The sequence below is a fragment of the Staphylococcus sp. ACRSN genome (assembly GCF_022346615.1).
Taxonomy (GTDB): domain Bacteria; phylum Bacillota; class Bacilli; order Staphylococcales; family Staphylococcaceae; genus Staphylococcus.
Genome location: NZ_JAKRNS010000016.1, coordinates 25698 through 37732, shown reverse-complemented (window position 1 = coordinate 37732; position 12035 = coordinate 25698). Strand labels below are relative to the sequence as shown.

14 protein-coding genes and 1 rRNA gene are annotated in these 12035 nt (G+C 32.7%); all 15 read left to right on the top strand.

What is annotated here, in order from left to right:
* Positions 1 to 97 (top strand): 5S ribosomal RNA (gene rrf, locus MHZ36_RS13115); the annotation flags it as partial.
* A 281-nt stretch (positions 98 to 378) separates the two neighbouring features.
* Entirely contained in the window at positions 379 to 1725 is a 1347-nt protein-coding gene (locus MHZ36_RS13110) for an Orn/Lys/Arg family decarboxylase (RefSeq protein WP_239232164.1), read from the top strand.
* A 1-nt stretch (position 1726) separates the two neighbouring features.
* On the top strand, positions 1727 to 2344 hold the full coding sequence (gene tmk / locus MHZ36_RS13105) for a dTMP kinase (protein ID WP_239232163.1): 618 nt from the start codon (positions 1727 to 1729) through the stop codon (positions 2342 to 2344).
* A gap of 26 nt (positions 2345 to 2370) precedes the next feature.
* Positions 2371 to 2700, top strand: coding sequence for a cyclic-di-AMP receptor (locus MHZ36_RS13100; protein ID WP_042739966.1), 330 nt, complete (start codon positions 2371 to 2373; stop codon positions 2698 to 2700).
* A gap of 138 nt (positions 2701 to 2838) precedes the next feature.
* Positions 2839 to 3765, top strand: coding sequence for a DNA polymerase III subunit delta' C-terminal domain-containing protein (locus MHZ36_RS13095; protein ID WP_239232162.1), 927 nt, complete (start codon positions 2839 to 2841; stop codon positions 3763 to 3765).
* Between the two features lie 3 nt (positions 3766 to 3768).
* Positions 3769 to 4572, top strand: a complete 804-nt coding sequence (locus MHZ36_RS13090) for a PSP1 domain-containing protein (RefSeq protein WP_239232161.1) — start codon at positions 3769 to 3771, stop codon at positions 4570 to 4572.
* 15 nt (positions 4573 to 4587) lie between these two features.
* The gene (gene yabA, locus MHZ36_RS13085; protein ID WP_239232160.1) at positions 4588 to 4929 is read left to right on the top strand and encodes a DNA replication initiation control protein YabA; all 342 of its coding nucleotides are present in this window, start codon (positions 4588 to 4590) and stop codon (positions 4927 to 4929) included.
* 107 nt (positions 4930 to 5036) lie between these two features.
* On the top strand, positions 5037 to 5762 hold the full coding sequence (locus MHZ36_RS13080) for a tRNA1(Val) (adenine(37)-N6)-methyltransferase (protein ID WP_239232159.1): 726 nt from the start codon (positions 5037 to 5039) through the stop codon (positions 5760 to 5762).
* Positions 5755 to 6003, top strand: coding sequence for a GIY-YIG nuclease family protein (locus MHZ36_RS13075; RefSeq protein ID WP_239232158.1), 249 nt, complete (start codon positions 5755 to 5757; stop codon positions 6001 to 6003). The genes MHZ36_RS13080 and MHZ36_RS13075 overlap by 8 nt, the downstream gene beginning before the upstream one ends.
* 3 nt (positions 6004 to 6006) lie before the next feature.
* Complete coding sequence (gene rsmI, locus MHZ36_RS13070; protein ID WP_239232157.1) at positions 6007 to 6840, top strand: 16S rRNA (cytidine(1402)-2'-O)-methyltransferase; 834 nt, start codon at positions 6007 to 6009, stop codon at positions 6838 to 6840.
* 336 nt (positions 6841 to 7176) lie between these two features.
* A complete protein-coding gene (gene metG, locus MHZ36_RS13065; RefSeq protein ID WP_239232156.1) occupies positions 7177 to 9150 on the top strand; it encodes a methionine--tRNA ligase in 1974 nt (657 codons plus the stop codon).
* A gap of 26 nt (positions 9151 to 9176) precedes the next feature.
* A complete protein-coding gene (locus MHZ36_RS13060) occupies positions 9177 to 9950 on the top strand; it encodes a TatD family hydrolase (RefSeq protein ID WP_239232155.1) in 774 nt (257 codons plus the stop codon).
* A 139-nt stretch (positions 9951 to 10089) separates the two neighbouring features.
* Positions 10090 to 10641 carry a ribonuclease M5 gene (gene rnmV / locus MHZ36_RS13055; protein WP_239232154.1) on the top strand — a complete coding sequence of 184 codons (552 nt, stop codon included), beginning with the start codon at positions 10090 to 10092 and terminating at the stop codon, positions 10639 to 10641.
* Positions 10642 to 11532, top strand: coding sequence for a 16S rRNA (adenine(1518)-N(6)/adenine(1519)-N(6))-dimethyltransferase RsmA (gene rsmA / locus MHZ36_RS13050; protein ID WP_239232153.1), 891 nt, complete (start codon positions 10642 to 10644; stop codon positions 11530 to 11532).
* A 99-nt stretch (positions 11533 to 11631) separates the two neighbouring features.
* On the top strand, positions 11632 to 11895 hold the full coding sequence (gene veg / locus MHZ36_RS13045; RefSeq protein ID WP_239232152.1) for a biofilm formation stimulator Veg: 264 nt from the start codon (positions 11632 to 11634) through the stop codon (positions 11893 to 11895).
* Positions 11896 to 12035: the final 140 nt, after the last annotated feature.

Sequence of the window (12035 nt, the reverse complement as noted above, 5' to 3'; positions counted from 1 at the left end):
GAGGTCACACCTGTTCCCATGCCGAACACAGAAGTTAAGCTCCTTAGCGCCGATGGTAGTCGGACTTACGTTCCGCAAGAGTAGGACGTTGCCAGGCAAGCAGAGATGCGATGAGCCGAGAGACCGTAAGGTCTCTTTTTTTTGTGGAAAAGGAAATTAACTTCAAATAAGCTGACATAAAGAAAAGGAATACAAAAGCTAAAGCTTTTGCATAAGAACTACTAAACTCAATGAATTGAGAAGTAGTTCTTTTAGTAGTTCTTTATCATTTTTAAGGAGATGCCTAATAGCATCTCTTTTTTTATGTTAAAATACATGTTGATATAGTTGAATTAGTAGTTAGTTAATTCTTGATTTCGAGTTGGTAAAGGAGCGTTTATGTCAAAACCACTAAGTAATAAATTAAATGATTTAGTAAACAATGCAGCGATATCATTACATGTACCTGGTCATAAGAATATGACTATTGGTCATTTAGATAGGTCTTTATCATTCAATATGGATATGACTGAAATTACTGGTTTAGATGATTTGCATTATCCTGAAGAAGTGATTTTAAGCAGTATGGAAAATATAAAAAAGCATCCTGATTATACCGCACATTATTTGGTGAATGGTACAACCTCTGGAATACTATCGGTGATTCAAGCTTTCTCACTATTGCGTGGGAAATATGCGATACCTCGAAATGCACATAAATCTGTTTTTCATGGACTTGACTTGGTAAATGGAGATGCATTATTTTTAGACATGGCAATAAGTAAAAAGACAAATCAATATTTAGGTCCTGATGTGAGTTTTGCTTTAGAATATTTGAAAGATAGTAAAATGGGTATTTTGACTTATCCTAATTATTACGGTGAGTGTTTTGATATTCAAAATATAATTAGAAAATTTAAGCAGCTTAATATACCAGTATTAGTAGATGAAGCACATGGTGCACATTTTGATTTAGTAGGGTTTCCTAATTCTTCATTAAATTTCGGGGCTGATTTTGTTGTACAATCCTATCACAAAACGCTTCCTGCTTTAACAATGGGATCGATAATATTCATACATAAAAATGCACCTCAGAGGGATAATGTACTTAAATATCTGTCATATTTTCAAACCTCTAGTCCTTCTTACTTAATAATGAGTAGTTTAGAAAACGCTCAAGCCTTTTATGAAAATTATGATGTGCACGAGTTTTATAAAAAAAGAGCGATATTAATTGAAACACTTAAAACAAAAGGTATGACTGTCGTTGAAGTCGAAGACCAATTGAAGCTTAATATAAATTGTAATGGATATAGTGGATACGAACTTCAGAAAATTTTTGAGAATAAAGAAATTTATGTTGAATTAGCAGATGAGCATCAAATTTTATTAGTATTGCCTTTATGGCATCATGAAGACGACTATCCTTTTGAAAAGCTACTTGATAGAATTATGAGTATGGATATAGAAATACGTGAAAACCATAAGTTAAGTGATGTACATTTTCAATTAGAGAGAGGAACATATTATTCTGCTAATATTGAAAAAACGAAATGGATTGATATAGATAAATCAGAATACCAAATATTGGCTAATTATATTGTCCCATACCCGCCAGGTATTCCGATGATGTTTAAAGGAGAAACTATAACAAAAAATATGATAAAATTAATGAATTATTGGAATGATCAACAAGTAAGAGTTGAAGGTATTAAAAATTCTAAAATAGAAATTAAGGATGAGTAAGATGTCAGCATTTATAACTTTTGAAGGGCCAGAGGGTTCAGGAAAAACAACGATATTACAAGCTGTAGCGGATAAATTACAGAAAAGATTTGACATTGTAATGACACGTGAACCAGGTGGAGTAAAAACAGGTGAACAAATTAGAGAGTTATTGCTGGATGGAGAGGCAATGGATGAGAGAACAGAAGCTTTATTATTTGCAGCTTCTAGGCGTGAACACCTTGTAGGAAAGGTAATACCAGCTTTAGAAAATGGTAAGATTGTGCTATGTGATCGTTATATTGATAGTTCATTAGCATATCAAGGTTATGCAAGGGGTATAGGAGTACCAGAAGTAAAGGCGATTAATGAATTTGCTATTGATAACATGTACCCAGACTTAACGATTTATCTTGATGTTAGTGTAGAAGTAGGCCGTCAACGTATAATCCAAAATCAGCGTACGCAAAATAGATTAGATCTAGAAGGTGTAAATTTTCACGAAAAAGTAGTTGAAGGTTATAAAAAAATTATTCATAATGAGGCTGAACGTTTTATCATAATAGATGCCGAGAAAAGTATCGAAGCAGTCGTAGAAGATACTTATAATTCTATCATCAAATACTTAGAAAAATTATGATATAATACTGGGAAGAGGTGTTTACTATGAAAATGATAATAGCAATCGTACAAGATCAGGATAGTCAAGAACTTTCAGATAAACTTGTTAAACATAACTTTAGAGCAACAAAATTAGCAACAACTGGTGGTTTTCTACGCGCTGGGAACACAACATTCTTGTCAGGTGTGGAAGATGACCGAGTAGATGAAATGTTAAAAGTAATCGACGACACTTGTGGTAACAGAGAACAACTCGTATCACCAATTACACCTATGGGTGGCAGTGCGGATTCTTATATTCCGTATCCAGTTGAAGTAGAGGTTGGAGGAGCAACGGTATTCGTAATGCCAGTTGAATCTTTCCATCAGTTCTAACAATATGGTTGCTATATGTAGTAATCATTCTAAGTGAGTGGCATTTAAAAATTACTTTTAAAGTACTTTTTATTGAATCATTGACTTTGGGTGTTACTGTGTATAAGCAACCTTTTTATATAAAGGAGCAACTTAAAGATGGATGAAAAAACAAAACTGACGAAAGCTTATCATTCGAATAAATTGTCGCATGCGTATTTATTTGAAGGTGATGATGGGCAAACGATGAAACAAGTGGCGATTGATTTTGCGAAACTTATTTTATGTAATCAAGGTGAACAATGTCAGTTAAAAGTAGCTTCATTTAATCATCCTGATTTTTCATATATTTCCACAGAGGAAACTACGATAAAAAAAGATCAAGTTGAACAATTAATACATCACATGAATCAATTACCAATTGAAGGTGATTATAAAGTATATATTATTGAATCATTTGAAAAGTTAACAGTTCAAGGTGAAAATAGCATTTTAAAATTTTTAGAAGAGCCCCCTGATAACACCATCGCAATTTTATTATCTACGAAGCCTGAGCAAATTCTTGATACGATTCATTCTAGGTGTCAGCATGTCTATTTCAAACCAATTGATAAGGTGAAATTTATAGATAGATTAGTTGAGCGTGAGATTTCAAGACCGATTGCTGAACTTATTAGTACATATACGACACAAATAGAAACAGCAGTTTTATTGAACGAGGAGTCGGACTTAGCAGCATTACGAAAAAGTATAGTTAAATGGTGTCAATTATTGCTAACAAATCGTCCAATGGCGTTAATTGCGATAGTTGATTTGCTCAAACATGCTAAGACAAGACGTTTGCAACTTGTGGCATTAGCAGCTGTAAATGGTTTCTTTGAGGATGTCATGCATGCTAAAGTGGGAATTACTGATACGTTAATATTTCGAGATTTACAAGAAGAAATACAAAATTATGCACGTAATTTAACTTATAATCAAATTATTTTAATGTATGATCAAATCACAGAAGCACATAAAAAATTAAACCAAAATGTAAATCCAACATTAGTCTTTGAACAGATAGTTATAAAAGGGGTGAAATAAGGAATGCAAAATGTAGTGGGGATTGAATTTCAAAAGTCAGGTAAGATGGAATATTATTCACCGCAGCAATTCGATTTACGTGTGGGTAATTGGGTAGTTGTGGATTCGAAACGTGGCACAGAAATGGGAAGAGTGAAGTATGAACCTTTGAATGTTGCAGATGAAGATGTGACATTACCGCTAAAAGAAATTATACGACTTGCAACAGAAGAAGATTTATTAAAATATGAAAAAAATGAACAAGATGCCAATGAAGCATTTGAATTGTGTAAAGATACTATCCAACAACAGTCTTTAGATATGAGGCTTGTAAATTGCGAATATACATTGGATAAATCCAAAGTTATTTTTAATTTTACTTCTGACGACCGAGTGGACTTTAGAAAATTAGTAAAAGCATTAGCGCAAAAATTAAAAACGCGTATTGAATTGAGACAAATAGGTGTTAGAGATGAAGCAAAATTATTGGGTGGTATAGGGCCATGTGGACGTTCTTTATGTTGCTCAACATTTTTAGGTGATTTCGAACCAGTTTCTATCAAAATGGCGAAAGATCAAAATTTATCATTAAATCCAACTAAAATTTCAGGCGCTTGTGGCCGTTTAATGTGTTGCTTGAAATATGAAAATGATTATTATGAGGAAGCACGTGCCCAGTTACCGGATGTTGGTGATCAAATTGAAACACCAGAAGGAAATGGTAAAGTCATAGGCTTAAATATTCTAGATATCTCTATGCAAATCAAAGTGGACGGTTTAGAACAACCACTAGAATATAAAATGGAAGAATTAGAAGCGTTAAATTAGGAGGCTTTAAACAAGTTGAATCGAAATGAAATATTTGAAAAACTTGCTCATTTAGAGTCGAACATTAATCAGATTAATAATGATATGTATAATTTGAAAAATCTTACAGTTGAATTAATTGAAGAAAATGTTGCTTTGCAAGTTGAAAATGAAAATTTAAAAACATTAATGGATAAAGAAGAAGCACCTAAAAAAATTGAAAATAATCAAAAAGGACAAGTGAAAAAGCCACTTAGAAGTAAAGATAATCTGGCTATGTTATATAAAGAAGGATTCCATATTTGTAATGGTGAATTGTTTGGAAAACATAGAAAAGGCGATGATTGTCTATTTTGTTTAGAGGTATTAAGTGAATAGTAAATGAATGTGCACTTATTGAATTTATAGGTGGTCAAGAGGATGAGGTGTAGCGATAGGCTGAATAAGCATCGCCATCTGATCCTTTTTTTTTGGAGGTAATAAGGATGTTGAAAGATGGAGAAAGATTAGATTGCTTAATTAAAGAGAATTTAAAGATTATACAAAATGATGATGTTTTTTCATTTTCTACAGATGCACTACTACTTGCTCATTTTACAAAAGTGAAAAAAAACGATCAAATATTAGATATATGTACAGGCAATGGTGTAATTCCTTTATTATTATCGGGTAAAGGAAAACAACACATTGAAGGCGTAGAAATTCAAGAACAACTAGTGGATATGGCGAGAAGAAGTTTAATTCTGAACCAATTAGATAAGCGAATTACAATGCATCATATGGATTTGAAATGTGCACATAAGACATTTAAACCAGCACAGTATAGCCTTGTAACATGTAACCCACCATATTTTAAAGTGAATCAACAACATCAACATCAAAAAGATGCCCATAAGATTGCACGACACGAAATCATGTGTACACTTGAAGATTGTTGTTACGCTGCAAGACATTTATTAAAACAAGGTGGCCGATTAATGATGGTACATCGGGCTGATAGATTAATGGATGTACTAAGCCAAATGCGTGCATTTCAAATTGAACCGAAAAAATTATATTTTGTGTATAGTAAAGAAGGTAAAGTGGCCAATACAATTGTAGTAGAAGGCAGAAAAGGTGGAAATCAAGGATTAGATATTCAACCACCATTTTACATATATCAAAAAGATGGGACATATAGTCAAGAAATGAGAGAAATTTATTATGGATAGACATTATATTTATATCGTGAGATGTAAGGACGGTAGTTTATATACAGGATATGCTAAAAATGTTGAGCAAAGAGTCGCAAAACATAATAATGGTCAAGGAGCAAAATATACAAAAGTCAGAAGACCAGTGGAATTAGTTTATCAAGAAGTGTTCGATAGTAAATCAGAAGCGTTAAAAAGGGAATATGAAATCAAGACATTTACGAGAAATAAAAAATTAGACTTAATTCGTGGAGGGTAAAAGATGGCGACATTATATTTAGTAGGAACACCGATTGGAAATTTAGCAGATATCACATATAGAGCGGTCGAAACATTGAAGCAAGTAGATTTAATCGCTTGTGAAGATACACGTATTACTAAAAAATTATGTGCGCATTATGAAATACAAACGCCGCTAAAATCATATCATGATCATAATAAAGATCAACAAACATCGTATTTAATTGAACAATTAAAGCAAGGTTTAGATATCGCATTAGTATCAGATGCAGGTTTACCGTTGATTAGTGATCCAGGTTACGAATTAGTTGTGGAGGCACGAAACCAAGAATTGAGAGTTGAAACAGTACCTGGTCCAAACGCAGGTTTAACAGCACTTATGGCAAGTGGATTACCTTCATTTACTTACACATTTTTGGGTTTTTTGCCACGAAAAGAAAAGCAAAAATCTGAAATGCTACAACAACGTATGTATGAAAATAGTACATTAATTATTTATGAATCTCCTCATAGAATAAAAGATACATTAAAGACGATTTCTAAAATTGATGCTGAGCGTCGCGTATCTATTGGTAGAGAACTTACGAAGAAATTCGAAGAAATTATCACAGAGAATGTAGATGAATTATTAAGGCAATTCAATGAAGATGAAATCACAATTAAAGGTGAATTTGTATTACTAATTGAAGGTAAAGTGGCAATTGTCGATACATCTTGGTATGAAGAAATGACGATAATAGAACATGTAGATTATCATATTCAACAAGGTATGAAACCAAAAGCAGCAATTAAGCAAGTAGCAGAAACGAGAAATTTGAAAACAGGTGATGTTTATAATTCATATCATGAAGTTTGATTTCATAAGCTTAGATAACATGGTTTATGTATAATTTTGTACGGTATATAATAAAGAATGAAAACTCTATTGAAATGAAATTAAAACATGAAAAAATGTGTTGAAATTTCCCATAAAAAGCATGATTTATGGTAATGTAGATTAGATAGAGTTTATTCATCATATTTAATGAAACACGGATATCAGAGACGAAAACAACTACGATATGAAGTGTATTCTATCCGATGAAATTTAAGAAACGAAATAATAAATTGCATTGAATTTAACGTCAATAGCATTGAAAATAAGTATGAATTTAGATAATTTTAAAAGTATAAGAATCTAGGAGGAACATTGATGGCGAAAGAAACATTTTATATCACTACACCAATATATTATCCAAGTGGGAATTTGCATATCGGTCATGCATATACTACTACTGCTGGTGATGTAATCGCACGTTATAAGAGAATGCAAGGCTATGATGTTCGTTATTTAACAGGTACAGATGAACACGGTCAAAAGATTCAAGAAAAAGCTCAAAAAGCTGGGAAAACAGAATTAGAATATTTGGATGAAATGATTGCTGGGATAAAAGATTTATGGAAAAAATTAGAAATATCTAATGATGATTTTATTCGTACAACAGAAAAACGTCATAAGGAAGTTGTGCAACAAATATTTGAACGTTTATTAGCACAAGGTGATATTTATCTAGGTGAATATGAGGGTTGGTATTCTGTACCTGATGAAACATATTACACAGAAACTCAATTGGTAGATCCAGTATATGAAAATGGTGAAATTGTTGGTGGAAAAAGTCCGGATTCTGGACATGAAGTAGAATTGGTAAAAGAAGAAAGTTATTTCTTTAATTTATCAAAATATACAGATCGCTTATTAGCATTTTATGACGAAAACCCTGACTTTATTCAACCACCATCTCGAAAAAATGAAATGATTAATAACTTTATCAAACCAGGTTTAGAAGACTTAGCTGTTTCAAGAACGTCGTTTGATTGGGGTATTCGTGTTAAATCAAACCCAAAACATGTTGTTTATGTATGGATAGATGCCTTAGTTAACTATATTTCATCTTTAGGTTATTTATCAGATGATGATAGTTTATTTAATAAATATTGGCCAGCTGATATCCATATCATGGCGAAAGAAATTGTACGTTTCCACTCAATTATTTGGCCTATTCTATTAATGGCATTAGATATTCCGTTACCGAAGAAAGTGTTTGCTCACGGATGGATATTAATGAAAGATGGTAAGATGAGTAAGTCTAAAGGTAACGTAGTAGATCCAAATGTATTGATTGATCGTTATGGCTTAGATGCAACGCGCTATTATTTAATGCGAGAATTACCATTTGGTTCTGATGGTGTATTTACACCAGAAGGTTTTGTTGAACGTACAAACTATGATTTAGCAAATGATTTAGGGAACTTAGTTAACCGTACAATTTCAATGATTAATAAGTATTTTGATGGTGAATTGCCTGCGTATCAAGGTCCTAAACATGAACTAGACGAAGATATGGAACAAATGGCATTAGATACTGTAAAAACTTTCCATGAAAATATGGATGACTTACAGTTTTCAGTTGCGCTTTCAACGGTATGGAAATTAATTAGTCGTACAAATAAATATATTGATGAAACTACACCATGGGTTTTAGCTAAAGATGAGTCTCAAAAAGACATGTTGGGCAATGTAATGGCACATTTAGTAGAAAATATTCGAATTGCTGCTGTCTTGTTAAGTCCATTTTTAACAAATGCGCCAAAACAAATTTTTGAACAATTGAATATTAACGCACCTGAATTACATGAGTTAAGCAGTGTAGAACAATATGGTGCATTAAAACAAACTATAGTAGTTATCGATAAACCTCAACCAATCTTCCCACGCTTAGAAAGTGACGTTGAAATTGAGTATATTAAACAATCTATGCAACCACCAAAAACTGAAGAACCGGTTGAAGAAGTACCTAGTAAAGAACAAATTGATATTAAAGACTTTGATAAGGTAGAAATTAAAGCGGCAACGATTATCGATGCTGAAAATGTAAAAAAATCTGATAAACTTTTAAAAATTCAAGTAGATTTAGATTCAGAGCAACGTCAAATAGTGTCGGGTATTGCGAAATATTATCAACCAGAAGACATCATCGGTAAAAAAGTTGCTGTCGTTACCAATTTAAAACCAGCAAAATTAATGGGTAGAACATCTGAAGGAATGATATTATCAGCTGAAAAAGATGGTGTATTGACGCTTGTCAGTCTACCAAATGCTATTCCAAATGGTGCTATCATTAAGTAATTATGAACTAAGGAGCGTCGTTAAATATGTTAATCGATACACATGTTCATTTAAATGCAGAGCAATATGATGAAGATTTAGAAGCGGTTATAGAGCGCGCAAGAAATAATGGTGTTGATCGTATGTTTGTTGTTGGCTTTGATACGCCAACAATTGAGCGTACGATGGTACTTATAGATAAGTATGAATTTATCTATGGTATTATCGGATGGCATCCTGTAGATGCTATTGATTGTACAGATGAACGTTTGGAATGGATTGAGAAACTGTCAGAACATCCAAAAATTATTGGTATTGGTGAAATGGGTCTAGATTATCATTGGGATAAATCCCCTAAAGACGTTCAAAAGGAACTATTTAGAAAACAAATTGCTTTAGCTAAGCGTGTGAAATTACCAATAATCATTCACAATAGAGATGCGACACAAGATTGTGTAGATATATTGAAAGAAGAACATGCCGAAGAAATTGGCGGAATTATGCATAGTTTTAGTGGTTCTACAGAAATAGCAGATGAAATAATCAATAAATTAAATTTCTATGTGTCTCTTGGTGGTCCAGTTACATTTAAAAATGCTAAACAACCTAAAGAGGTTGCAAAGCATGTTCCATTCGACAAGTTGTTAGTAGAAACAGATGCGCCGTTCTTATCACCACACCCATATAGAGGTAAGAGAAATGAGCCAGAACGTGTAACATTAGTAGCTGAGCAAATTGCTGAATTACGTGGTGTGAGTTATGATGAAGTTTGCCGTCAAACAACTGAAAATGCTGAAAGATTATTTAACTTAAAAGCATAAAGAAATTACAAAAGATGTCGGTCTAAATTATGGCTTAGTTCTTATTGAGAATACTAACTAACAACCATAAATGATACCGACGTCTTTTTTATATTATGGATAATAAAAGGTAAGTAAAGTGATGAAAGGTGAACTATAATTGAAAATTAATGAATTTATTGTAGTAGAAGGTAGAGATGATACCGAGAGAGTAAAAAGAGCGGTTGATTGTGACACAATTGAAACAAATGGTAGTGCAATTAATCAGCAAACATTAAAGGTTATAGCCCAGGCATATGATACACGTGGCGTCATCGTGTTAACAGACCCTGATTTCCCAGGTGATAAAATAAGAACAACAATTCAAAAGCACGTACCGGGTGTAAAACACGCTTATATTGATAAAGAAAAAGCGAAGAATAAACGTGGTAAAATTGGCGTAGAACATGCACATATAGAAGATATAAAGGAAGCACTAATAAATGTAAGTACACCATTTGAAGAAGGACATGAATCGATAAATAAAAATGTATTAATCGATTTAGGGTTAATCATAGGACCAGACGCTAGAAGGAAAAGAGAAATTTTAGGCAGAAAGTTGCACATTGGTCATTCAAATGGTAAGCAATTAGTCAATAAACTTAATGCATTTGGTTATACAGAGAAAGATGTTAGAGCTGCATTAAATGATGAAGAAGGAAGTGATTCATAGGTGACTCATAAAGATATTGCAACACCTTCACGAACAAAGGAATTATTAAATCATTATGGATTTAATTTTAAAAAGAGTTTAGGTCAAAACTTTTTAATTGATGTAAATATCATTCATAATATTATTGATGCGAGTGACATTGATGATGAAACAGGTGTGATAGAAATTGGTCCTGGTATGGGATCGTTAACAGAACAATTAGCGAAGCATGCTAAGAGAGTAATGGCTTTTGAAATTGATCAACGTCTTATACCTGTATTAGCAGATACATTATCACCTTATGATAATGTAACAGTTATTAACGAAGATATATTGAAAGCAGATGTAGCGCATTACGTTGAAACGCATTTATCAGACTGTAAAAAAATCATGGTAGTTGCCAATTTACCGTACTATATCACTACGCCAATATTGCTGAATTTAATGCAACAGTCACTACCAATCAATGGCTATGTTGTTATGATGCAAAAAGAAGTAGGAGAAAGATTAAATGCCAAAGTTGGTACTAAAGCTTATGGTTCTTTATCTATCGTTGCACAATACTATACTGAGACAAGCAACGTATTAACTGTGCCGAAATCTGTATTCCTACCACCACCCAATGTCGATTCTATTGTTGTAAAATTAATGCAACGAAACACACCACTTGTTGAAGTGGATGATGAAGAAAGATTTTTCAAAATGACAAAAGCTGCATTTGGTCAACGTCGTAAAACAATAAATAATAATTACCAGAGTTTATTTGAAAATGGAAAGGCGCATAAGCAAGTAATCACAGAATGGTTAGAGGCGAGTGATATTGACCCGAGAAGACGTGGTGAAACACTCACTATAAAAGAATATGCAGATTTATATAATAGTTTGAAAAATTTCTCAGAATTAGAATTTTAAATTATTGACAAGTAGGCTTCACCTTGCTAAAATTGATATTTTATTTGACAAATTAGCGCATTTTGTGTTATTATACAACTTGTAGCGAGGTGGAGCAATATGTCAAAATCTATTGGAGACATCAAAAACACTCTTGATTGTCAATTAGGAAATCGTATTGTACTAAAAGCGAATGGTGGTCGTAAGAAGACGATTGAGCGTAGTGGTGTGTTGAAAGAAACTTACCCATCTGTTTTTATTGTTGAACTTGATCAAGATAAACATAACTTTGAGCGTGTGTCTTATACATACACTGACGTTTTAACAGAAAACGTACAAGTTTCATTTGAAGAAGATAACCATCAAGAAGTAGTTGCGCACTAATTAAAAAGTAAATGAGCATAAGTTTGACTATATAGTCGGGCTTTTTAATTTATACTTTAATTTTATGAGATATAGAAAAGGGTATGTTGACGTTATCGACGTTAGCATACCTTTTTTGTTTATTGATGAATGTGCTAAAA